Source organism: Blastopirellula sp. J2-11 (genome assembly GCF_024584705.1).
Taxonomy (GTDB): Bacteria; Planctomycetota; Planctomycetia; order Pirellulales; family Pirellulaceae; genus Blastopirellula.
The window spans coordinates 2713026-2737292 of record NZ_CP097384.1 but is presented as its reverse complement, the minus strand read 5'-3'; the positions used below and the strand labels follow the sequence as shown (position 1 = coordinate 2737292).

General features: G+C 56.9%; 16 protein-coding genes. 6 read left to right on the top strand and 10 right to left on the bottom strand.

Translation table 11 applies throughout. The annotated features are described in order from the left end of the window. Positions 1-1077: 1077 nt before the first annotated feature. The 8 genes from M4951_RS11135 to M4951_RS11100 all read right to left on the bottom strand — a co-directional run bounded on the left by M4951_RS11135 (position 1078) and on the right by M4951_RS11100 (position 13714). A complete protein-coding gene (locus tag M4951_RS11135) occupies positions 1078-2499 on the bottom strand; it encodes a DUF1501 domain-containing protein (RefSeq protein WP_262026558.1) in 1422 nt (473 codons plus the stop codon). Continuing rightward, entirely contained in the window at positions 2496-4760 is a 2265-nt protein-coding gene (locus tag M4951_RS11130; protein ID WP_262026557.1) for a serine protease, read from the bottom strand. The genes M4951_RS11135 and M4951_RS11130 overlap by 4 nt, the downstream gene beginning before the upstream one ends. Before the next feature lie 8 nt (positions 4761-4768). After that, on the bottom strand, positions 4769-6940 hold the full coding sequence (locus M4951_RS11125; protein ID WP_262026556.1) for a DUF1549 domain-containing protein: 2172 nt from the start codon (positions 6938-6940) through the stop codon (positions 4769-4771). A gap of 419 nt (positions 6941-7359) precedes the next feature. Continuing rightward, on the bottom strand, positions 7360-8721 hold the full coding sequence (locus M4951_RS11120; protein WP_262026555.1) for a sulfatase: 1362 nt from the start codon (positions 8719-8721) through the stop codon (positions 7360-7362). Between the two features lie 8 nt (positions 8722-8729). After that, complete coding sequence (locus tag M4951_RS11115; protein WP_262026554.1) at positions 8730-9218, bottom strand: carboxypeptidase-like regulatory domain-containing protein; 489 nt, start codon at positions 9216-9218, stop codon at positions 8730-8732. A 131-nt stretch (positions 9219-9349) separates the two neighbouring features. Beyond that, positions 9350-10387 (bottom strand): DUF1559 domain-containing protein, encoded by a 1038-nt coding sequence (locus tag M4951_RS11110; RefSeq protein ID WP_262026553.1) that lies wholly within the window; start codon positions 10385-10387, stop codon positions 9350-9352. 250 nt (positions 10388-10637) lie between these two features. Next, entirely contained in the window at positions 10638-12572 is a 1935-nt protein-coding gene (locus tag M4951_RS11105) for an FG-GAP repeat domain-containing protein (RefSeq protein ID WP_262026552.1), read from the bottom strand. A 362-nt stretch (positions 12573-12934) separates the two neighbouring features. Then, entirely contained in the window at positions 12935-13714 is a 780-nt protein-coding gene (locus tag M4951_RS11100; protein WP_262026551.1) for a GntR family transcriptional regulator, read from the bottom strand. 583 nt (positions 13715-14297) lie between these two features. Here M4951_RS11100 and M4951_RS11095 point away from each other — a divergent pair. The 6 genes from M4951_RS11095 to M4951_RS11070 all read left to right on the top strand — a co-directional run bounded on the left by M4951_RS11095 (position 14298) and on the right by M4951_RS11070 (position 21893). Continuing rightward, positions 14298-15857, top strand: a complete 1560-nt coding sequence (locus tag M4951_RS11095; RefSeq protein WP_262026550.1) for a sodium:solute symporter — start codon at positions 14298-14300, stop codon at positions 15855-15857. Positions 15858-15902: 45 nt separating this feature from the next. Further along, the gene (locus tag M4951_RS11090) at positions 15903-16814 is read left to right on the top strand and encodes a dihydrodipicolinate synthase family protein (protein WP_262026549.1); all 912 of its coding nucleotides are present in this window, start codon (positions 15903-15905) and stop codon (positions 16812-16814) included. A gap of 5 nt (positions 16815-16819) precedes the next feature. After that, positions 16820-18454 (top strand): L-fucose/L-arabinose isomerase family protein, encoded by a 1635-nt coding sequence (locus M4951_RS11085; RefSeq protein WP_262026548.1) that lies wholly within the window; start codon positions 16820-16822, stop codon positions 18452-18454. A gap of 4 nt (positions 18455-18458) precedes the next feature. Next, positions 18459-20135, top strand: a complete 1677-nt coding sequence (locus M4951_RS11080; protein ID WP_262026547.1) for an FGGY-family carbohydrate kinase — start codon at positions 18459-18461, stop codon at positions 20133-20135. A 131-nt stretch (positions 20136-20266) separates the two neighbouring features. Continuing rightward, complete coding sequence (locus tag M4951_RS11075; protein ID WP_262026546.1) at positions 20267-21751, top strand: sulfatase; 1485 nt, start codon at positions 20267-20269, stop codon at positions 21749-21751. A 13-nt stretch (positions 21752-21764) separates the two neighbouring features. After that, complete coding sequence (locus tag M4951_RS11070; RefSeq protein ID WP_262026545.1) at positions 21765-21893, top strand: hypothetical protein; 129 nt, start codon at positions 21765-21767, stop codon at positions 21891-21893. Here the strand turns inward: M4951_RS11070 and M4951_RS11065 are convergent. Together M4951_RS11065 and M4951_RS11060 are read right to left on the bottom strand one after the other, a co-directional pair. Beyond that, positions 21872-22810 carry an alkaline phosphatase family protein gene (locus M4951_RS11065; RefSeq protein ID WP_262026544.1) on the bottom strand — a complete coding sequence of 313 codons (939 nt, stop codon included), beginning with the start codon at positions 22808-22810 and terminating at the stop codon, positions 21872-21874. The genes M4951_RS11070 and M4951_RS11065 overlap by 22 nt on opposite strands. A 103-nt stretch (positions 22811-22913) precedes the next feature. After that, complete coding sequence (locus M4951_RS11060) at positions 22914-24239, bottom strand: SHD1 domain-containing protein (protein WP_262026543.1); 1326 nt, start codon at positions 24237-24239, stop codon at positions 22914-22916. Positions 24240-24267 lie beyond the last annotated feature (28 nt).

Here is a 24267-nt window from a genome sequence, read left to right as displayed (position 1 = left end):
TGGCGATCCTAACACGGATTGAAGTGGCGAGCCGCTTTCCCTCGCTGGCGCAGCGGGCTAGTGTTCTGTCACGCGACAATTTTCAGGCGCCATGATTTTATTAGCCGTAGTGCGTTAGCACCGGTTTCTGATGGGAACTCATTTGCGAAAGACAATTGGTGACAGAAACCGCGGCTAACGCCATGCGGCTGATTTTGGGGGAGAAGCTAGACGACAGGGGACTCTTTGTTCAGCTTGCTGAAAAGCGCGACATCAAAAAAATTGCCGTGAGAGCGCCTTTACCGCAGCCGCTGGAGGTGAAAGATTGTCGCTTGCTCGTCTGTTCGATATTCTGCGATAATACCCTTTACGGTCTGGGCGTCTGATCTATCGCCCAGGGCATTTATTTTCTTGCGACCTCGGTTTGGGCCGAGATGCAAAAGTCAGCGGTGAAGCAAGCCGGAGCCAAAAATACCGGGCAGGCCCTGACATGCTCAACCATCCCAAACACCCTATTTCCCCATTGAAACCGATTGGACATGTGCCCCCAAAAAAACGCGCAGCGGTCCAGTCCAACTGCTCAAACCGTAAGTCAGGCCTCGGCCTGACGCAGCACAAACCACCAAGAGGGCAAAATAGGCAATTTGATTGAAAAAATGAGAGCGATCCAGTCCTGTCCAACCTTTTCTAGTCTGCAGATATTAAGTACGGGAGCCGTAATCCCTTGGCTTGCGCACTCGGGCTAGTGTTGGACTGGTTGGATCCATAGGACAAAAAAACAGAGCGGTCCTGTCCAACCTTTTCTGGTCTGCAGTTATTAAGTACGGGAGCCGTAATCCCTTGGCTTGCGCACTCGGGCTAGTGTTGGACTGATTGGATCCGTGGGACAAAAAAAACAGAGCGGTCCTGTCCAACCTTTTCTGGTCTGCAGTTATTAAGTACGGGAGCCGTAATCCCTCGGCTTGCGCACTCGGGCTAGTGTTGGACTGATTGGATCCGTGGGACAAAAAATTGAGCAGTCCTGTCCGGTCCAACCTTGGGGAATATCGAAATCAGAACACCCCCTCCTCCAGCGGGTGCACATTCGCTATTTCCCATCTAGGAGATCAATTCCGGAATCGGCGCCCCGTGGTCGACGATCGGCGTGGGACGACCGTTGAGATCTTTGATAAAGACCTTCCTGCCATCGATGCCGAGGTGGTGATAGATCGTCGCGAGAAAGTCGCCTGGTTTGCAGATGCGGTCGATCGAATCTTCCCCTTTCGAGTCGGTCGCACCGATAAAACGTCCCGTCTCGATTCCACCGCCGGCCCAGATGTTCGAGAACGCTCGGGGCCAATGGTCTCGGCCGGGTTGCTTGGTTCCGGCCGCGGCGCTGGCGTTTCCGGCGCCGGTGCTGGGCTGATAATTGACTTTGGGCGTCCGGCCGAATTCGCCGGTAACGACGACCAACACGCGCTCATGGAGTCCACGCTCATGGATATCTTCAATCAATGCCGAGACAGCCTGATCGTACGCTTGTGCGCGAAAACGCATCGCGTCGAAAACGTGATGGTTGACGGCATGGTCATCCCAGTTGTTCACACGTCCACACAACGGACCGTGCAGACTGGTCGTGAGGATCTCGACGCCGGCTTCGACCAACCGACGCGCCAACAGCAATTGTTGTCCCCACGCATTGCGACCATAACGGTCGCGCGTCTTCTCGTCTTCTTGGCTCAAGTCGAAAGCGACTTTGGTTTTGGGATTGGTCAGCAAGGTCATCGCCTGCATCTCGAACTCGTCGAGCGCCTGCAGTTCGCCTGCTTTGTCGAAGGCCCGCTCCAGCGTGTCCAACTTTTGACGCAGACTGGCGCGGCGTTCCAGACGCGTCAGTTCGCGCGGATCCGACACGCCGATGTTGGGGACCGAGAAGCTGGGATTGTTGGGATCGCCGGTCACGGCAAACGGCGAGTAGGCGTCGCCCAGGTAAGCAGGACCGGTGTAGTTGGTCGGCGGATTCACGCCTGCGTACAACGGCAGCGGATTGGTGCGCGGGCCGTCCTGCGATCGCAGGTAGTTGGCGACCGACATCCAATCAGGCAAACGCGGCGCCGGTTTGTCGCGAGTATCGGAGTCTCCCGACAAAAGCTGCATCGACCCGGCCGGATGCCCGCCGGCGTTCTGACGCATCGAACGCAGCACGGTGAATTTGTCGGCGATGGCGGCTTGCTTCGGCAGCAGTTCGGTAAAGTGCATGCCGGGCACTTTGGTCGGGATCGCGCTGAACGGACCGCGATACTCAAGCGGCGCATTCGGCTTGGGATCGTAGGTATCGATGTGAGAGCAACCGCCTGGCTGCCAAACCATGATGACCGCGGTCTTTTGTTTCGGGCTTTCCGTCGTGGGACTTTCGGCCCGCAGACGCATCACGCCGGGCAAGCTGAGCGAAGCGAAGCCGGCCAGCCCCATTCGCATGAAGCCGCGACGGGAGACAGGTCCAGGACAGTAGGCCGACGATGCGTTGAATGGGTGAGTCATTTTTGGGTTACCTCCACCGCGGGAACGACGCGGATCTCGATGGGCTTTGAGACAACGATGTCGACAATATCCTTGGGCGCCCCTTTTTTCGTCGCGGCCTGCAATTGTTTTTCGGCGGCGGCGACGGCGGCAGTCGCCGCGGTTAAGCGTGCGGCGGCTTCCTTAGCGGCAACGTCGGCGGCCTGCTTCTCTTCCTCGGTGGTGGGCTCGGCGGTTGTCGGAGGCTTCGCCGCTTCGGCCGCTTCCTTTTTTGCGAGTTGCAAAGCGACTTCGGCCACAGCCACAGCGTCGGGGTGTTCGCAATACTTGGCCACCGCGCTGCCGTAGAAAGCGATGGTATACGTTCCCGGCGCCGGTTTCAGCTTGGCGAGATCGAGAGTCGCTTCGGAGGAATCTTCGGTCAATTTCAAATCAAACGCCGCGTTCCCTTCAAAGCCGTGACCAAAGGTCTTCAGGCTCATGCTGGGGCCAGAGAATTCACAGCGTCGCGTGTGCACCAGCGGAATGGTCAGCGTCTGACCAGCCGTAACTTCCCAAACCTGATCCTGAGCGGCGGCGATCGAGATGGGCGCTACTTCAGCGCCGCCCACCGAAACCGGAAAATCCGCCAACAAGCGAGGGCTGGGAATCTCGCTCCACGCATTCGTAACGGGCCAAGCCATCGAAGCCATACTTCCCTTGCGCGTCACGGCGATGCCGTCGATCTCGGCTTTGCCAACAAACTGGGCGCTGGTGAGACCGCGGGGAGCATTTTCTTCGGCGGTAAACAACAGAATACCGCGAGACTTGCCGGCCGGAATCGTCAAACCGCTGGCCGATACGCCAGGCGGGAGATTGTCGACCGCTAGTTCGATCGGCCCGGCGAAACCATCTCGGCGAATCGCGACCACTTCCATCGCCATGGTCGCGCCGCCGCGCAGCGCGATTGGTTTTGAAAGTGCGTTGCGGTCGCCGTTGCGAAGATTCATGTGCAGCGCCCAGCCCACCACAGCAAAGTCGGGTTGAGCCTGACGAATGATCAGTCGATAAACATTGCGAGGATCGTTGCGAGTTCCGCCGAACAAATCAGTCAGTTGCAGACGGTAGACGCCATCCTCGGGGATTTCAACTTTCCCGTTGATGTCTGCTGAACCGGCGTTGTAGCAAGGACCGTCATAGCTATAGCCGTTGCTGGAAACCTTGATGGGGCTCGGGATATCGGTCAGCTCGACCAGGTCGACTAACTCCGCTTCGGAGCCCGTTCCCTTTACACGCTGAACGACAATCGACGGGTCGGTAGGAAGACCAAGTCGCTCGGATGCGACTTCGACCCACCAGACTTCCCCTTTTTTGGCGGTGAACTCAAACGCGTCGACATCGGCGGCGGGGTAGAAGCTGCCGCTGATGTCGCATGGCAGCGTGATGGACTGCACTTGCTCGGCGGTATTGTTCGGTTCCTGCTCACTCGCAAGCTTGTCATCGCTCAAGTTGGCAGGGGGCCATGAGAAAGCGTTGACGTTGCGTGTCGCAGCGAACTGCGGTGCGACGGCATCCGTCGAAATTTGTTGCACTGCGAGACGGTAGAAATGATAGGGCCCGCCGCTGAACGTTAAATCATGAACCTTAATCACATACTGACCATCGGCCTCTGGCATGAAATCAATCGCGCCGCCGCGACGTTCGACCCGCAAGTCGTTCCCCTGTTCGTCGGCGACAATGAGGACCGGTTTCAGCTTCGAGTCGATTCCCTGCGCGGCGCAGCTGACCAGCAGTCGCTCTCCCTGCTTGGCGGCAACGGTGTAATAGTCGACCGCTTTGGAGGTCATCTTGCCGTTGCAGATCGAGTTCAACTCCAGCGGCATCGCCGTCTCGAGCTTGGTGTTTGGAGTCGTCGAACTTGTTTCTGTCAACGCGCCGACGCTAAACACGCGAGAAGAAGAAATACCGAGCCGCGTCATGATGCGGGCTTCATGAATCCCCTCGGGACAGTCGGCGGCGATCGTCACCGTGTATTGATTGGCGACAGGAGTTCCGTCGGCAGCGAGCTTTTGCGTCGCTTGAATTTTGGGATGAGAAAAACGGAGCTCGTCGAGATCTTCGAGATGTTCTCCGGTGATCGCCACGTCGACGGTGGTTCCTGCTTTTCCGCCCATCGGCATCGTGGTCAACAAGCGGGGAGCCGGCAAACAGACGGACTGCGCTGCCAAAGCCGACGGCCATGCTGTGGCGACGAGCAATAGCAACAGCAAACGGGGGACGACGGCCAGATGATTGTCGCTCATCGCATCCTCTAGTGGTTAAACAGGAACTCTTTGGAATTCATAATCGCCCAAATGAGGTCTTGAAAGTTCTGACGGGCGGCTTGATCGGCGCCGAGCGGTTTTCCATCGGCGTCGTTCGGAATTTGCTGGAGATAGTCGAGCGCAATTTCCATCTCGTTCGGATCGGGTTCGCGCGAGAACGCGACCAGATAGATCTCGCGGATTTTTTCCTCCGGAGGAACGTCTGCACTAACTAACGTGGCGGCGCGCCCCTGGGCCGCGCTGAGTTTCGTTTTGATTTCAGCCGAATTGATCAAGTGCAGACTTTGGGCCAGGCTGGAAGACTGGACCCGCTCGCACTCGCAGACGCTCGAATTATCAGGACGGCCAAACACGCGCAGGAAGAGCGACGAGTTGTTGTAACTGTTGTCAGGCAAGCCAACGGCTCGAGTTCCCGGCGGCAAGTTGGCGAAATTGGTCGGCGACGCCGTCAGGTCATTCACGGCGTCTAACATCACTTCGGCCTGCATCCGTCGTGGATAGTAGCGCGAGTAGTTTTGCTCGTCGACCAGGTTGTACTCGTTCGGCAGTGCGCTTAATTGGTAGGCCTTCGATTGCGTGATGACGCGCACCAAGGCTTTGAGATCGTAACCACTCTCGATAAAGTGTGCTTCCAACGCAGCCAGCAGTTCGGGGTTCGAGGGAGGATTGGTATCGCGGATATCATCTTCCGGTTCGATCAATCCTCGCTTGAAGAAATGCTTCCAGTACCGGTTCACCAGCGCCTTGGCGAAGAAGGGATTGTCAGGCTTCGCGAGCCAGTCCGCCAAACGCAGACGCGGATCGCGGTCGGCTGGAATCGCGCCAATGTCATCTCCCAGAGCAGCCGGTTTTAGGGCGACGCCGGTTTTGACATTGGTCGCCGTGGCGATTCCACGCTTATGAAAAATCAAGTCTTCGCCGCGCGTGTCAGACGGCTTTCGCCCAATCTGACTGAAGAATGCGGACAGACTGTAGTAGTCATCCTGGCTCCAGCGCTCGAAGGGATGGTGATGACATTGGGCGCATTGCAGACGAACGCCCAAAAACAACTGAGCGACATCCTCCAGCTGTTCTTTGGGTTCCTTCACGCGCTTGTACCAAGCGACCGGAGGATTTGCGACCACCGTGCCGGTCGCCGCCAACAGCTGACGAACCATTTGATCGTAAGGGAGATTCTCGAGCAGACTATCGCGGATCCACGCATGGAAGGCGAAGTTCGAGGTAATGTCGCTTGCGTCGTCACGCCGGTTCTTCAACAACGACGTCCACTTGTTGGCGAAGAAGTCGGCATAGCCGGGGCTTCGCAGCAACTGGTCAATCAGCTGATCCCGTTTGTTCGGTTCGGTGCTCGCCAGAAACTCTTTCGCTTCTTCCGCCGTCGGTAGACGCCCGGCGAGATCGAGCGAAATACGACGCAGAAAAGTGGCGTCGTCACAGACCGGAGAAGGGGGGATGCCGATCTCAGTCAGATTGGCGAAGACCAACTCGTCGACAAAGTTTTTGGGCTCCGGCAGATCGCCGACCGACGCTCCCAATGGAACCGCCGCCGTAAAGACAGCCGACTTGTCTTGGTAACGCAGCATGATCGCGACGCGCCCGGGGATGTTGTGAATCTTGACGAGCCCGTCCTGCGAAACCTCGGCCATCGCTTCCGAATTCGATTCGAAGAGCGCAAAACTGGTGACATCACGTTGGCTGCCGTCAGAAAACGTCGCGATCGCTTTCAGCTGTTGTTGCTGCCCCATGTTGATCAAGCTGCGATCCGACTGAACTTCAATCGCTCGCAAGTCAGGATCGGCTTCTGGTCGGTAAACCGCCCCTTGGCTGATCCAGCGGCGAATGATCTCGTAACCTTCCGAGTCCTTCGGCAAGCGAACTCCGCCGCCGTGAGGGGTTTCGGCCGCCGCTTTTAACAGCAGCAAGCTTTCCTCTGGAACGGGAGGAAATAGACGTCGCCCGCGACCTTCGCGCACGATACTTTCGTAGTCTTCCGCCGCTTCAAATCCGAGCAGAGAGAGTTGGAATCCGTTTTGACCGCCGCCGGCTTTCGCGTGACACGTTCCCATGTTGCAGCCTGCTTTGGTCAACACCGGCACGACGTCGTTGACGAAGCTAACCTTCTCAGACGTCGTTTCCGCCGCCGAGACCACGGGGCTCACGAACAATGCGAACGCTGCACATAAAGCGCCGCTGCGCCACTTGTCCCAGGGCAAAAGGCCCCTGATCGAATGGCAGGTAGGGAGGACCATCATGGTTCGCACTAAGGTTGCAGGAGGGACTTATTGCGAGGGAATTCACAATGAGTAGCGGTATGGCAGGGTGGGACTTGAAGTTTACCAGTTCACAAAATTGTCGTCTAGAAAATATTCATGCAACCTGACCCTGCATTCATGCAACCTAGTCGCAGTCGATTCCACGTGGAATCTTTTCTGCACAGGATTGCCCGTTTCAGGCGTTTATGTGCGCGGTATGCCCGGTTAGTCGCACGAAAGAGGTTGAGCTGCGAGTCCACTTGCCTATTAGAAAGCCCCAACCCTAGGGCGGACCTTTTCGGCCTGCGGCCCGGATCGCCAATTTTTCAGGGACGCGTCGGCATTTGGGCGCCAACTTCGTTCCGCCATTGGCCTAACATCTTGCGCAACTTGGCGGCTTGTTGCGGCATTTCAGCGGCCAGATCCTGTTGCTCGCCGGGATCCGAATTCAAGTCGTAGAGTTGGGCGCGGTCGGTTTCAAAATGCTCGACCAATTTCCAACGCCCTTGACGCATCGCGCTGCAGGGCCGGGTCGATCCCCAGTAATGCGGGAAGTGCCAATAGAGCGCGTCGCGGTCGAGTTCGCTCTGCTCTCCCTTGAGCAAGCCGGCGATGCTTTCCCCGTCGAGTTCATTGGCGCGATAGGGTCGTTGGGCGAAATCAAGAAATGTTGGAAAGAGATCATGGCTGATTACCGGCACGCTGCAAGTGGTATTCGGTTTCACAACGCCGGGATAACGCACGATCAGCGGGACGCGCACGCCTCCTTCGTACAACGATCCTTTGGATCCTCGCAGCGGCGCCATCGACGTAATCCGCTCTCCGCCGTTGTCAGACATAAACACAAACAACGTGTTATCGGCCAAGCTCAACTTGTCAAGCGTCTCCATTAGCCGCCCGACCGAATTGTCGACCGTTTCGATCATCGCCGCATAAATCGCCGGTCGCTCTTCAAGTCCGAGTTCACGATACTTGGCGACCAACGGTTCAGGAGCAAAATATCGTCCATGCACCGACCAGTGAGAAAGATAAAGAAAGAACGGGCGATCATGATTCTCACGGACAAAATCGATCGCTTCGTCGGTCAGCCGGTCTGGCAGATAGTCGCCGGGCTTGCCGGGAAGTGGGCCTGCATAGGGCCACTTCTGCTGATCCACAAACGGGTAAAAGTAGTTGAAGATCCCATGGTGCTCGCTCAACACTACGTGATCAAAACCGCGACTCTGCGGGCGATACTCGGGTCCATGCTCTTCGCCCAGATGCCATTTGCCGATCATGGCGCATTGGTAGCCATCGGCGTGCAACTCCTCGGCGAGCGTCTTTTCTTCTAGCGGCAGCGTATGATTGAAGTCAGGCGGAATCAGCTTGCCCGCCGGCAATTGACGTCCGATCTGGGGAATGAAATTGGTTAGATGGAGTCGCGCCGGATGTTTGCCGGTCATCAAGCTGGCCCGCGTGGGAGAGCAGACCGGCGCCGCGTAAGCGTCTGTAAATTGCATCCCCTGATTCGCCAGACGATCGATGTGCGGCGTTTGATAGTTAGTCGCACCATAGCAACCGGTATCTTTGCAGCCCATGTCATCGATCAGAATAAAGACGATGTTTGGCTTGGTCGGCGCTGCATCACTTTGCAGAGCGCCGCATGCCAGCAAAACAAGGATTGCGGCAATGAACTGGCGACTATTCATGAAAAGGCTCATTCCGAAAGCTGGAGCGTTTGTTCCACCGGAAGATCGGTGATGGTCAGTTTCAAGTCGGTTGTTTCCGGCTTCGTATATTTTTCCGGCACCAACGATTTGCGTTTGCTTTGGTGTGAAGCGGAAAGCGTCGACGCGGCGTCTTCTTCAGGCGTAGCTGGATCCGGAGGCAAATCGGTCACCGGCTCGTACTTGGTGACGGTGATGGAGTAGTCGCCTGCGGGGACACCGTCATAGCGTCCTTGCGTTTGCACCACCGCTTTACCGGTAGCGTCGGTTCGCGCGACGCCCACCCAATCGCCATGAGCGGGGATTAACGTAACCGTCGCTTCAGTGACCGGCGTTTGCTTGTATTGAATCTGCAAAGTGCAGGCCGTCAGCGGCGGTAAGTTTGCTGGTAATGCGGGGCCACGATTGCACCCGAGAATGAGACTAGCGAGCGAAAGCGTCATCGCAGCGGCGAAAATTCGCCTAATTCGCGTGACCATACGTAACTCCTGCAATGGCTGGGGCATCACGACAATTCCAAGGATTCGTATCAAGGAGGCCAAATAACGTGCGACGGAAGGGATCAACGCATCGAGGTCTACCGCTTCAAGAGGGATAACGTCACGATGACTTAGGGAATCGCAACGGCTTCGCCGCCGGCCTTGGTGCCGAGGGCGCCCCAAACGCCATACGGGGTCGAACCGCTTTGACTGGTCGTCGGGATTGCGGCGGCGATCGAACCGGAGTCGATGGTTTCTGCGATCAAACGGGACGAGCCGTCCGACATCAACACGTTGCAGCCGCCGGGATGCCGGCTGCTGGCCGAATAGACGCCGAATTGCGTTCCAGTGCTGCCCGCCCAACCGCTGGTTGTCGAGCAGCTCGGAGAGTTGGGGGGAAGGATGGTCTGAACTGCCGTAAACGCGACGAACGCGTCATGCCAACGCCAGCCGCGAGCGGCCAAAAAGCTGGAGCCGGCGTATTGTTTCGTCGTGTTGTCGTACGCCGCGGTGCACTCCGACAAGGTGAACGCGCCGTTCAGATTGGTGATGTCGCCAAAGTCGCCGTGCGTTGCTGGCCGAACATATTCGGCGCTGGCGATGGTATTGCTTGTGCCGTCGGCGATATCAGCGATCCGCGTCCACGAAAGATTGGTGAAGACGCCGCGGGAAACGCGATAGGTTCCGGTATGGTCTTGGTTGATCCGATTGTCGCCGACGCACAAACCGTAGTTCAGCTTGCCGGTAGTGCCGGCCAACGCGCCGTCATTGAGATCGCTGGGACAAATCAACGTTGATATCTCGTATTCTCCCACAGGGTGACTGTAGGATTCGGTCGCCACTGGTCCCATTGTAATGTCGAAGATCGCTTGTTGTTCTAAAAACGCCGACATGCGCGGGAACGGCCCCAACCGCAGAATCAAACCGGTGCTGGTCGACGTCCCGTATTCGGGACCTCCTTTCAGCGTCGGAAATGCGCCGAAAGTATCGTGGTAGTTGTGCAGCGCCAGCCCGATTTGCTTCATATGGTTTGAGCATTGCATGCGTCGCGCCGCTTCGCGAGCAACTTGCACCGCCGGCAACAGCAGCGCGATTAAGACGCCGATGATCGCAATGACGACCAGCAACTCTACCAACGTAAATCCGCGATTCAAATTTTTGGTCTTCATGAGAATACTCTCCTAAGTGGAATCGATGAGAACAGGAGAAGATCGATATCGAGGATAATTGCGCTGCTGTGAACCTTGACGGACTTATCAGCAGCACTCGTCGAACAGCGGAACGCATCGTCGATTCGCGTGTCGTTGGCGACTTTGCGAGTTTTCGATAGCGACGTTAACGCACGCCGTTTCGACAGGTATTCAGGATCGGATGCTCGCGCCGTCGAACAGGCGGCGAGAGCACCAGGGGGATTACGTGTTATTTCGCCGAGACCGGGGCCTCGTTGTTTTTCAGATAGTAAAAATGTCCATCTTCAGCTCCGATCAGCAGATCAGGACGCGCGTCTTGATCCCAGTTGACGATGGTCGGACTCGTGGTGTGTCCAGCCAAGCGTTGCTTGTGAACCTGACCCTGATTCTTAAACGCCCAAGGGAGTTTGTCGGTCGAGACATTGCGGAAAAAGTCGACGTTGCCGCTGTTGATCAACAGATCCAAGCGTCCATCGCCATCCCAGTCTGCAAAGCAAAGTTTGCGGCGTCCGCTTTTGCCTGCGGTCTTTTCGTTGAGGCGCAACGGCTCTCCGTTGGGTTGGGTGAAAATCCGTTTGCCCGGCGATAGGGTGAGCGTTTCGCCCTGCTTCTGGCGTTCGAACAGCGCCAAGTAGCCTTCGTGGTCCAAGCAGACCAGATCGTTCAAACCATCTTGATTCAGATCGATGACGACCGGCGTGGTTCTCCACTGCGTGACGAGTTCTTTTCCCTCAGGATTCCACCAGTTCCAGGCCGGCTTGGGAGGTGCGCCAGGCCATTGCACTTCGATCGGTTGAGCGGCGGCCAGTTTCGCCGGCGTACCACCGAGATTGCGATACCACTCGACCTTGCCCCAGATCGAGTTAACGATCAGATCCAACCGGCCGTCATGGTCCCAGTCGGCGACGTTCAGCGTGGTATATCCCCACTTCGCTTCGGCGGGGCCTTGGATCGAACCATTCTCACCGGCCTGAACGCGAATCGGTTGACCGTCGACTTCCAGCTTGCGCGGAGGCGCCCACTTCGGAGGATTGCCGCCGTCGGTGTTCTCGATTAGCGCAATGTAGCCTGCCGAGTTGCCAGCGATCAGATCTTCGTCGCCATCGTTGTCCCAGTCGACGCTGAACGGCGTGACCAACGCGCCAAACTTCAAGCGATCGGCTTGTTGTTGAAAGTATTGCGGCTGCAGAAACTGCGGCGTGCCGTCGACGATCTTGCCGGTGTGTTCGACCAGAGCGACGCGTCCATCTTCATCGCCGACAATCAAATCCACATCGCCGTCCGCATCCCAATCAATCGCCGTCGGCGTGATCATTTGCAGATCCATTTTCAACGGCTGACCGTTGGCGGTGAGCTTGCGACCTGCGGCAAAGTGCGGCTCGCTGCGCGTTCCTGCGTTTTCAAAATAGGTGAAGCCGTCCAGAAACTCGCCGCACAACAGATCGAGATCGCCATCGCCGTCAAAGTCGGCCAAATTGGGCGTCGGCATCCCAAAGACGTCGACCGGCGCGCCTGCCGCTTCTAACTGCACCGGCTCTTGATACTTGGGCTTCTCCGTGGTCCCTTGATTGCGGATCCAGTAAACGTAGCCATGCAGCGGGCCGCGCGTCCATTTCCCTTCGGCATTGAATGCATCGTCCCAACCATAGTCGCTCCAATCTCCAACGCCGACGATCAAATCTTGCACGCCGTCCGCGTCATAGTCAGCGTAGCGCCACTGATTGGCCCGCACTCTGTTTTTGTAGATGTTCGATTTTGGATAGATGCTGGTTTTCTTGGTGAACCGATTTTGCCGAATGTCTCGCCACTCGGTCGCCGGTGATAAGACGCGCGGTGCGCCGTCGACGTAGGAAACTTGCAGCGAGTGCATCCCATGACCGATTTTCACCGGCGGCTTGAAGACCGGCAACTTGCGATCGCCGCCGGGGTTCTCAAACAGATACGCCCCGTTAAACGGAACGTCAGGACACGAAACGACAAGATCCAAGTCGCCATCTCCATCCCAATCCATCGGCAATGGCCAGGCCCATAGCCCGACTCCCAAATCAACGCTCTTTTGCGAATCGCCGTAGAGCACCGGTTGCAGCGGCTCTTCGGCTTTTACATGCAGCGAAGCGAGCAGCACCAAACAGGCGGATAGAACGCAGGGGGGCGTAATCTTCATCGTCAGTCGAAACTCCGGCAGGACTAAGAAGCGTTGGGGACGCGTGAGGAAGTGAGCATTTCGAACGTGATTTGAGGAACCAAAATCAGACGGCGACGCCAAGGAAACGCGATCGCAGTCGTAAAAATTGGAACGGAAAACATCGCAAACAGACGATGCATCCCGCTGGGATCCCAAGATAGGTCATGCAAATAGTGAAATCAAGTAGTTTTTTCTGACAGTAATCAGAAGAGAGCGATCAAGGAAGCAATTGCGCGAAAAAAAGCATCGCCTAGACCGAGAGCGGTGAGCGTAACATGGCGAACTTGGGCTCGGATTTCGTCGGCAGATCGGCTGGCGCGAGATTGCGAGAAGCGACCGGACTAAGTCTTGTTCGTTTCGCGCGCTTCGATCTGATTTAGCTCTTCCAGCAAATCCTGCGGCAGCGCTAACGGCATCGCGTTTTTCGCTTCGCCCAGCGCTTGCCGACGATCAAACGAATCGAGGGCCAGACGACGGCTCGCGCGAATGTGCTCTTGCATCCAATAGCGGGCCATCTTGCCGTTGGTGTTCTTCAACGCGCGCAAGATGCGGCGGTGAAATCGATAGACATTGACGACGATCTTTAAGTCGTGGGGTTCCCGTTTCGCCGTAAAAATGCGCGACAACACCCGAAGATCGGACACGATTTTCATCATCCGGCGATTTCCGCCTGCGCGCAAGATCACCATGTGAAACCCCATGTCGGCCGCCAAAAAACTTTGCAGCAGTTCAGGGCTGAAGGTCGGCTCGTTGCTATCTCGCAGTTCTTTCGCCACTTGCAACAGCCGCTTGCAGAGGAGCGAGAGCATTTGCGTATCGTCGGCGGTCAAGCGACCGGCGACCGACTCGGCGGTATGACTCTCAAGAGCTTCGCGAACCTCGTAAAGCTCCGCCATTTCGGCCCGATCAAGCGAATGGACAATTGTGCCGAACCGAGGAACTTGACGCACGAGTCCTTCAACTTCCAACTGCCGAATCGCTTCGCGAATCGGCATGCGGCTCATGCCGATCTCTTTGGCCAGCGCGAGTTCCGAGATCTGACTGCCGGCCGGCAAATCTCCCGAGAGAATCCGCTGCTGAATATGGAGATAAGCCTGACGTCGCCGGGGAATCTTTTCCATGACTTTCTTTTGCACTTGCAGACGCAGGAGCCGAGTAAGGCGGCGGTTGGGTGGTCGTGCGTCCCTGACCATGGCCGATGGAAATGTAGGTTACACGGTGCGATTGCCGCCTGCCAAGGAAAAGCATCACAAACCGGCGCGAATCAACCGCGTGTCGAATCAAACGAAAATGAAAAGAGGATCCGACCAGCGAACCGGTCGCCTAACTTCCGCCTGACGAACTTTGCTGCGTAACCAACTGAACCCTAGTCTATACGCTCGCAAAATGCCAGAGCAGCGATCCTGGTTGGCTTGGCCCCACCGCTTCATCGAGTCCAGTTGCAACGGGATTCTCCGCAGCTCCCCACGGTCTTCCGCATCGACCACTTGCAGCGTTGGTTTGCGAACCTACTTACTGTTACGACCTGGACTGCCTAACGCCAGAGTTTTGGACAAGGGACGAAAAACCACGTTCGGCGTACGAGTCGCCAAACATTGAAATTAAGGGGTTGCATCCCCTTATTTCGCCGTTCATACTGCTGGGATACCAGCGGGATACATCGAGCCAAATGGTTCGGTGTCGATATCATCCGAGGAGGTCTCTGTGCACCAATTTTCCCCAATCGACGTGGTCGTGCTCGTCGTCTATTTGGTGGGTGTCGTCGGTTTGGGCGCTTGGTTTTATGGCAAGAGCAGCAATCCCGAAGGCTACATGGCGGCAAGTCGCTCGATGCCGGGCTGGGTCATCGGGCTTTCCATTTTTGGCACCTACGTCAGTAGCATCAGCTTTATCGCACTACCAGGCAAAGCGTTTTCTAGCAACTGGAATGCGATCGCGTTCAGTATTTCGCTCCCGTTAGCCGCTTGGGTCGCGACTCGCTGGTTCGTCCCGTACTATCGCCAAGGGAACTCGGTATCCGCCTACGAACATCTGGAAAAGCGATTTGGCGTTTGGGCGCGCACCTATGCGGCCGCTTGTTATTTGCTGACGCAAATTGCGCGAATGGGCTCGGTGATGTATCTGCTGGCGTTGCCGCTTCATCAGCTGTTGGGATGGGATATACCCACGTTGATTCTGGTCACCGGCGGATTGACGACTTTCTATACGTTGCTAGGCGGTATCGAAGGGGTGATCTGGACCGACGCGTTGCAGAGCTTGGTGCTGGCCGCCGGTGCAATCGTCTGCGCCCTCCTCATTCCGTTGAATATGCCGGAGGGTCCCTCGCAACTATTTGAGATCGCTTCGTCGCACAACAAGTTTAGTCTCGGCAGTCTTGAGTTGATGCTTTCGGAACCGACGTTCTGGGTGGTGTTGGTTTACGGCTTGTTCATCAACCTGCAAAACTTCGGCATCGATCAAAGCTATATCCAGCGCTACATCGCCGCCAAGTCGGATACCGACGCTCGCCGATCGGTCTGGCTGGGCGCGATGGTTTACGTACCGATCTCGATCCTCTTTCTGTGGATCGGAACAGCGTTGTTCGCCTACTACGACGCCCGGCCAGACCTCTTGCCTCCGGCGCTGCAGGAAGATATCGCCCAGGGAACTGGGGACGGCGTGTTCCCCTACTTCATCGTCGCCGGACTGCCGGTCGGCGTCTCCGGCTTGCTGGTCGCCGCTATTTTTGCGGCCGCAATGAGTACGCTCTCCACCAGTCTAAACGGCGCCGCAACATTAACGTTGGCCGACTTTTACCAACGCTTCTATCGTCCGCAGGCCAGCCCCAAAGAGTCGATGATCGTCCTGTATGTCAGCACGACGCTCTGGGGTTGTCTGGGAACAGGAACAGCGTTGGCCATGATCGAAGTGCAGAGCATCCTCGACGCTTGGTGGAAATTAGCGGGCATCTTTAGCGGTGGGATGCTGGGGCTCTTTTTGCTTGGATTTCTCTCGCAGCGAGCACGCAATCCATCCGCGATTCTCGCCGTGATCACAGGCGTCATGGTGATCCTATGGATGACTCTCTCGCGTACTTCGATTTGGCCTGAGGCTTGGGCGGACGCCCAAAGCCCGTTTGATCAATTTCTAGTCATCGTGTTTGGCACGCTCACCATATTGCTAGTCGGATTTGCATTGACGCAATTATTCAACCAACCTGCCGACAAATCCGAGGAAGCGGACCCGCGGGATCCCAGCGAACCCCAGCCGCAAGAAGAAGTTTAACGATTGCTGTCATTCCCTATCAAAGAGACCTGCGCGAGTCACCCTATGTCGACATTTCATGGTATCGTTCCGCCGCTTGTTACACCGCTTTTGGGGCGTGATCAACTTGATCATGAAGGGCTGGAGCGTTTGATCGAGCATGTCCTGGAAGGGGGCGTGCACGGACTCTTTATTCTCGGCAGCACCGGCGAAGCTCCCAGCCTGAGCTATCGCTTGCGGCGCGAAGTTATCGCCGCCGTTTGCCGCCAAACGGCAGGCCGCGTCCCGGTCTTGGTCGGCGTCACCGACACGGCGTTTGTCGAGTCGATCGTATTGGCCGAATATGCGGCGGATGCTGGGGCCGCAGCGGTCGTTCTATCGACGCCGTACTACTTTCCCGCAGGACAAACCGAACTGCTGACCTACGTCCGCAACGTGGTTGGCGAATTGCCGCTGCCGTTGATGTTGTACAACATGCCGGCGTTGACCAAAGTTTGGTTCGAGATCAATACGCTACAGAAGCTGACCGATCTGGAAGGGATTGTTGGGCTGAAAGACAGCAGCGGCGATCTCGACTATTTCGCCAAGGCGACGCGTCTGAAAGAACAACGCCCTGATTGGTCGATCTTGATCGGCCCCGAAGCGATGCTTCCCGCCGCGATGCGACTGGGCGGAGATGGCGGCGTCAACGGAGGCGCCAATATTTTGCCGCGTTTGTTTGTTGAATGTTACGATGCAATCGTGGCGCGCGACGATGTGAAGCTGGCCGAGTTGCATCGTCGGATCGTCGACTTCCAACGGATCTACGATGTCGGCAAATATGCGTCGAAGCACATCAAGGCCACCAAGTGTTGTTTGTCGCTGCTAAATATCTGCGATGATTTTATGGCGGATCCCTTTCATAGCTTTCACGCGCCCGAGCGTGAACAGATCGCGCAGATTCTGCAGGAATTAGATATCCCCGTCGTTCAAGGTTGAAGCGCATGCCCCTCCATCAACCCTCGGTACAACTTGTCGCCAGCGGCGACTCACGCTTGTCTGCCAATCAAGTCTGTTGGCCGGCCCAGCAAGAGTTGGAAAGCAAATTACAGATCGCCCTCGAGCAGTTAGGCTATCGCTTGCAGCGCGCCCATCAGGTCACCGCCGCTGGACATGGCTTTCTCGATAGCCAAAAACGGGGCATCGAAGTTTTTCGTGAGATCGATCCCCACGCGCCGCTGATCGTCGCCGAGGCGGTCTGGCAATATTCGCACCATGTGCTTGCCGGTCTGATCAGCCACCGCGGTCCCATTTTGACCGTCGCCAATTGGTCGGGACAATGGCCCGGCCTGGTCGGCATGCTCAACTTGAATGGTTCGCTGACGAAAGCCGGCGTCACTTATTCCACGCTCTGGAGCGCCGATTTCACCGACGAATATTTCACCAGCCGTTTGAAACAATGGCTAGATACCGGCGTCTGCGTTCATCCGACCGAGCATGTCGCTGCGCTCGATCCCCAGCAGATCCCCAGCGAAGCAGCGGCTGTGGGCGAAAAATTGGCGAGCCAGTTACGCCGCGACAAAGCGATCATGGGCGTCTTCGACGAAGGCTGCATGGGTATGTTCAACGCGATCATTCCAGATCACTTGCTGCACCCTGTCGGGGTTTTCAAAGAACGCTTAAGCCAGTCCGCGCTGGTCGCCGCCATGGGCGAAGTCACCGATGCCGAAGCGGAGCAAGTGCTGGCCTGGTATCAAGCTCACGGCATGCAGTTCCATTTTGGCGAGATCGACGCCACAGAATTGACGCAACGCCAGGTTTTGCAGCAATGCCGCATGTATGTGGCCGCCGTCCGCTTGGCCGATCATTTCGGCTGCGAGACGATCGGAATTCAGTATCAACAGGGCCTGAAGGACATGACGCCGGCCAGCGACTTGGTCGAAGGGACGCTGAACAGCACGTCACGTCCGCCGGTGCTGGACGCATCCGGCCAACGGGAGCTATTCGCCGGGCGCAGCATTCCTCACTTCAACGAAGTAGACGAATGTGCGGGGCTCGACGCGTTGATGATCCAACGGTTGCATCAGGCGCTCGGTGAGCCTGTCGAAACAACGCTCCACGATCTCCGTTGGGGAAGCGAGGACCAATCAGGCACGACCGACCAATACGTGTGGGTCTTCGAGATTTCGGGATCGGCGCCGGCGGAACATCTCGGAGGTTGGGACCAGTGCCATGGCTATCGCCAGCCGCCGATGTATTTCCCGAAAGGGGGCTCGACGCTCTCGGGCGTTTCGCGTCCCGGCGAGATCGTCTGGTCGCGGATTTATATTGCCGACAACGCGTTGCATCTCGACTTAGGCCGCGGCGCGTCGATCGCATTACCGGAAGCGGAAACGCAACGCCGCTTGGACGCGACCACTCCCGTCTGGCCGATCATGCACGGCGTGACCTATGGCGTAACTCGCGATCAGATGATGGCCAAGCATCAAGCGAATCACGTTCAGGTCGCCTACGCCAACGATGCAGCCTCCGCCGATCAGGCCCTTTGGGCGCGGGCCGCGATGGCCGCTGCGTTGGGACTGAAGGTCAATTTGTGTGGGACAAATAAAGAGGGCGTCCGCTGGAATGGAGCAACATGATTCGATGAGTGATCACTATTTCATCGGCGTTGACGTCGGAACCGGAAGCGCGCGGGCCGGCGTATTTGACAGTCAGGGAACGCGGCTTGGTTCGGCCACGCAGGCAATCGAGACCTATCGCCCTCAGGCTGATTTCGTCCAGCAGTCCTCGAACAACATCTGGCAAGCCGTTTGCCATTGCGTTCGGCAAGCGACCACCGAAGCCGATATCGATAGCGCCAAGATCCACGGAATCGGTTTCGATGCAACCTGCTCGCTGGTGGTCACCGACGCCGAGGGGCGCCCTGTTACAGTTAGCTTGGATGGTGACGACGAACAAAATGTTATCGTCTGGATGGATCACCGCGCGGCGAGTCAAGCCAATCGCATCAACGCCGGCGACCATGAAGTGCTCAAATATGTGGGCAACGTGATCTCGCCAGAGATGGAAACGCCGAAACTGCTGTGGCTGAAGGAAAATCTGCCCGACACCTGGCGACGCGGCCAGAAGTTCTTCGATCTGCCAGACTTCTTGACGTATCGCGCCACGAGCGATGAAACGCGTTCCCTCTGCAGCACCGTTTGCAAATGGACCTACCTAGGTCACACTGCTGATGAACACGCCGATCAGCTCGGACGCTGGGATGCAGCGTACTTTCGGGCGATCGGCTTAGAGGATTTGGCGGAAGAAAACTTCCAGCGAATCGGACGGCGCGTTCGCGCGATGGGAGAGCCGATCGGGCAAGGAGTCACCGCACAAGCATCGGCAGAACTGGGAGTTCCGCAGGGAACTGCCGTCGGAGTTTCGATCATCGACGCTCACGCCGGCGGCATCGGAATGATCGGCGCGCGCCTCGAGGAGGATGGGGCGAATCCAATCGACCTTGATCGTCGAATCGCGCTGATCGGCGGGACCTCAAGCTGCCACATGGCCGTCTCGGCTCAGCCGCGCTATATCGATGGGATTTGGGGCCCTTATTATTCGGCCATGGTTCCCCAAATGTGGCTGACCGAAGGGGGCCAATCCGCGACCGGGGCGCTGATCGATTTCGTTATCGAAAACCACGGCGCCACAGGTCAACTGCAGCAGTTCGCCGCAGCAAACGGGAAAACCGTCTATGAAGTTCTCAACGATCGCTTGACGGCGCTCGCCGAGAATCGTCAGGTTCCCGCTTCTCTCACGCGCCAACTGCACGTTTCTCCCTACTTTCATGGAAACCGATCTCCGTGGGCCGATCCCACGCTGCGCGGCATGATCTCGGGCCTATCGATGTCGGCTTCGCTGGATGATTTGGCCCGGTTGTATCTGGCCGTCATTCAGGCAATCGCCTATGGAACCAAACACATCATCGAAGTGATGAACCGCGAGGGCTACCGCATCGATACCATTTTTGCCTGCGGAGGAGGCGTCAAAAATCCGATCTTCTTGCGGGAACATGCCGACATTACCCAGTGCCGAATTGTCCTGCCGCGCGAAGCCGAATCGGTCTTGCTGGGGAGCGCCATGCTGGGCGCCGTCGCGTCTGGCGTACATCCTGACCTGTTGTCGGCAATGGCCGCGATGAGCGGCGTAAGCCAGATCTTGCCGCCAACATCCGGCGCTACGACCGAATATCATCGGGCCAAGTACGAAGTATTTCAGCGGTTACACGCCGATCAACTCGCCTATCGGCAGTTGATGCAGCCTGCCGCAGCCCCCTAAGCCGGCTATTTCTGCAATTCCCAGCGCCGCAGGCAACGCACGAACATTGACCCGTCGGCGGCGTCGATAGATACTGAAGGAATCTCCCGCTTCGCCTCTCTACGAGGCCGCCTGCCTTTGAGGATTCCTTCATGAATTTCGCTTCTCGTCGTCGCCTGCGATCTCGGCTCACTTCCGCCATGGCGTTGGCTGCGCTAACGTTGTCGCTTGGGCTTGCTACCGCAACTTTCGCCGCCGAGAAAAGCGCAACGCCCAACATCGTCATCATCTTCATCGACGATATGGCGTACGCCGACATCGGGCCGTTTGGGGCGAAGGACTATCCAACGCCGCATCTGGATCAATTGGCGCAGGAAGGGACCGTTTGCACCGATTTCTATGTCACCCAGGCAGTTTGCTCCGCTTCGCGAGCCGGCTTGTTGACCGGATGTTACAACATTCGCGTCGGCATCCAGGGGGCGCTTGGACCACAGGCCAAAATCGGCATCAATTCTGCAGAAACGACCCTCGCCGAAATCTGCAAGCAAAAGGGATACGCAACCGCTTGTTACGGCAAATGGCATCTGGGACATCACGAAGAATTCTTGCCGCTGCAACATGGCTTTGATGACTATGTGGGGCTGCCATATTCCAACGACATGTGGCCCTATCATCCCGCACTTCGCAACCTGCCAAAGGACGAACAGCGAAAGCGTTATCCAGATTTGCCGTTGTACGAAAAAAATGAAATCATCGACACCGAAGTGACCCCGGAAGAACAGCGCAACCTAACGACGCTTTACACCGAGAAAGCTGTCAAGTTTATTGATGACAATCACGCCAAGCCGTTCTTTCTGTACGTTCCCCACTCGATGGTTCACGTGCCGCTTTACGTCTCGGACAAGTTTGCCGGCAAGTCCGGCGCCGGTATCTTTGGCGACGTCGTGATGGAAGTCGACTGGTCGGTTGGTCAGATCATCGAAGCGCTGCGGCGGAACAAGCTGGACGAAAACACGCTGGTTATCTTCACTTCCGACAACGGCCCTTGGCTCTCATATGGAGATCATGCTGGTTCAGCCGGTCCGCTGCGTGAAGGGAAGGGGACCATGTTCGACGGCGGTTGTCGCGAACCCACAATCTTCTGGCAGCCGGGAACCATTCCGGCCAGCAAGACCTGCTCGACGCCGATGATGACGATCGACATCTTGCCGACCGTCGCCGACTTGATTGGCGCCAAGTTGCCCGACCACAAGATCGACGGCAAGGATATTTGGCCCATTATTACCGGCCAGCCCGACGCCAAGAGCCCGCACGAAGCGTATTTCTTCTACTACGGCAATCAATTGCAGGCCATTCGCAGCGGCAAGTGGAAAATGCACTTCCCACACGGCTATCGCACGCTGAATGGTCGCCCCGGCGGCAAAGATGGCTTGCCCACCAATTATGAACAGGCCCGTATTGGCCTGGAGTTGTTTGACCTGGAAAGCGATATCGGCGAAACGACCGATGTGAAAGAGTCGCATCCCGAAGTCGTCGCACGACTGCAAAAATTAGGAGACCAGGCGCGAGCCGATCTCGGCGATGGCCTGACCAAAACCAAAGGCGCCGGCCTTCGCCCGGTTGGCCGCGTGAAATGACGCAAGGCATTTATTGCTTTGCGATATTGGGTTTGGCGCCAGCGCCCAGAAAGTAACGCCCCAAGGCGCCGCGATCGCCGCCGGCTGGTTGGCGGCGACCAGTTTCTTCGAGATGCTCTGTTACTTCTCGCTGGTCGTTTGATCGGTGGTCAGTGACTTTTTTAGCCCGACTGCATGTCCATCCAACTGCCAGGCGTCGTCGATCTTAATTCCCAAATAGGTCAACAAAGTAGGTACGGCGTCGACGATATAGACCTGGTCGTTAAACTTACCGCGCTGAGCGCCTGCGCCGCTGACGATTAAAAAACTGTGGAGAATGTCGGGGTTCGTATGGCCATTGCTGTGCCCGCGTCCCGATCCGCCGTGATCGCTGGTGACGACGATCAGCCACTCTTCGTCGGTTCGCTTCTCGATCGCATCCAACACGGGACCGAGAAGAGAGTCAACGTTTTCAATCGCGGCGATGTACTGAGGAACGCTGGGGTGAAATCCGTGGGCGTGCCCGGCTTCGTCCACTTCCCCCTGGTAAAGCATCATCGCCGTCGGTGACTCCGCTTCCAACAGTCGGATCGCTTCGGCCGCGGCATCTGCATCCGCTTTGTCATAGGACTTTCCGCTGCTGGCCGTATCGGTCGACACATCGGCGGACGAGACGATGTACTTTGCGATCGGCGACCAGTTGATAATCGAGACGGTTTTCGCCTTGGGATCGGCAAGTTTCACATAGTGAAAGAAGTGAGGAAACTTGTCGAAATGGGGCTTCTTGAACTGGTTCCCTTGCACGTTATGCTTGTCGGCCCAAACGCCGGTATTGATAGTTCCCCAACCGGGTCCGCTGATCGTGTCATTCTTCTGATAACGATCTCCCAGGATCAACGCGGTCGGCGAATAGATTCCATCCGCGATTAGACGATCCAGATTGGGCGTTTTCGCTTTTTGCAGCGCGTCAAACCGGCAACCGTCGACGCCAAGCAAGAGCACATGCTTTCCCTTTTCGGCGGCGGAAAGAGGAGCGGCGATAGCCAATAGCAATAGCGACAACAAGCGTGCGATTCGCATGATCGATGGTCCCAGAGAAAGACAGCGTTGTTGCAGGGAAGAACCTGCATTGTGCTTTATTACCGAGCCATCGTCGAGCAATCTTCGCCGCAGCGCCAACAAATCACTGATTCGCGCGGATATACGCCTGATCTTCGGCGCTGAGACTCGCTGTCGGCGCCGAGATCGTCGAACCGTCCGCTTTTTCTAGACTGACAGTTCCGTCGTCGTTTACTTTCAACAACTTCGCTTCGACCGAAAATTTGCCATTGGCGCTGGTGAACGTACGCATCTCGTTTTCCGCAGGCGGCTCGGTAACCTGCATGCGTTGAATCACATACATTCCCAGCGACCTGAGACTTTTGTCTTGCTCATACGTTCCAAAGATGCCGGCGATCGCGTGACCTTCGGCGTAAAAATCCTTCGGACTTCCGCCGTCGGAGCCGATGAGATCACCAAAGTAGCCTTGTTTCGGATCGACTTTCGTTCCCTTGAGCGGACCATAGGCCAGCTGCACGGAGTCCATAATCAAACCAATCCGCGCTTTCACGCCGGCGACGACTCCGCCGGACTCCGCCAATTGTTGGATTGGGCGATCGGTCTCGTTGCCGCAGATCTTGCCTTTGACGTATTTGCCGCCAACCTGGTAAATCGGCTGAATGCCGGCGACCGAGTCGCCAAAATGATCGCCGATAAAAAAGATAGCTCCGACCATCACGCCCCCTTCCGGGGCGCGATCGATAAAGCGTTCTCCGTTCGCTTTCCCCAACAGCGGACTCTCTTTGACAGCTTTATCCACATACGAAATACTGCCAAGCGATTGCGGTGGTTTTGGCAGTTCGAGGGCCGCCAGTCGGGCCGCTTCCTTTTCGCGCTGTAGTTTCTCTTCGGCTTCTTTGGCAAGCCGTTCGCGCTCACGATCGGCCGCTTCGCGTTCTTCTTGTGCACGCATCCGCAGGGCGTCGTTCGCTTTGCGATCCTCTTCAGCGCGACGCCTTTCCGCTTCGCGTTCTTCTCGACGCTTGGCGTCTTCCGCTTCTCGCACCATCCTTTCGGCAGGCGTCTCACCGGCGACCGGCTTACTTTCTACAAGCGGTTGGGGGCCCGGCTGTCCAGATTGCTGCGCTGCGTTCGTCGGCTTCCCGTTCAGAGTGACGTTTCCCTTTTTGTCGAGACCATAGCCCATCGCTATGGTCGTGGACACGATGAACAAACCGATCCCCATCGCGCAATAAGTAGCACCGGTAAAGACGGCGAAGGTCCCCGAGAACTTGGTTACGCCAAACATCCGAAAGATGAATTGATCACGCGCACGCAACAAAACCGTTTTGGTGACAATCCCATAGACGCCCATGCCGAAGAAAACGAAGCTGAGCAAAAAGAAGAAAATGAGCGCCGGCCCTTTGCCTGGCTCGTTCCCTTCAGCCAAAAGCGATAACCAAATATTCACATTGCCCTCTACTTGTCTTGCATCCAAA

Coding starts and splice junctions, on each gene's coding strand:
- M4951_RS11135 (WP_262026558.1), bottom strand. CDS start 2,499: ATGACTCACCCATTCAACGCATCGTCGGCCTACTGTCCTGGACCTGTC.
- M4951_RS11130 (WP_262026557.1), bottom strand. CDS start 4,760: ATGAGCGACAATCATCTGGCCGTCGTCCCCCGTTTGCTGTTGCTATTG.
- M4951_RS11120 (WP_262026555.1), bottom strand. CDS start 8,721: ATGAATAGTCGCCAGTTCATTGCCGCAATCCTTGTTTTGCTGGCATGC.
- M4951_RS11115 (WP_262026554.1), bottom strand. CDS start 9,218: ATGGTCACGCGAATTAGGCGAATTTTCGCCGCTGCGATGACGCTTTCG.
- M4951_RS11110 (WP_262026553.1), bottom strand. CDS start 10,387: ATGAAGACCAAAAATTTGAATCGCGGATTTACGTTGGTAGAGTTGCTG.
- M4951_RS11105 (WP_262026552.1), bottom strand. CDS start 12,572: ATGAAGATTACGCCCCCCTGCGTTCTATCCGCCTGTTTGGTGCTGCTC.
- M4951_RS11100 (WP_262026551.1), bottom strand. CDS start 13,714: ATGGAAAAGATTCCCCGGCGACGTCAGGCTTATCTCCATATTCAGCAG.
- M4951_RS11090 (WP_262026549.1), top strand. CDS start 15,903: ATGTCGACATTTCATGGTATCGTTCCGCCGCTTGTTACACCGCTTTTG.
- M4951_RS11085 (WP_262026548.1), top strand. CDS start 16,820: ATGCCCCTCCATCAACCCTCGGTACAACTTGTCGCCAGCGGCGACTCA.
- M4951_RS11080 (WP_262026547.1), top strand. CDS start 18,459: ATGAGTGATCACTATTTCATCGGCGTTGACGTCGGAACCGGAAGCGCG.
- M4951_RS11075 (WP_262026546.1), top strand. CDS start 20,267: ATGAATTTCGCTTCTCGTCGTCGCCTGCGATCTCGGCTCACTTCCGCC.
- M4951_RS11065 (WP_262026544.1), bottom strand. CDS start 22,810: ATGCGAATCGCACGCTTGTTGTCGCTATTGCTATTGGCTATCGCCGCT.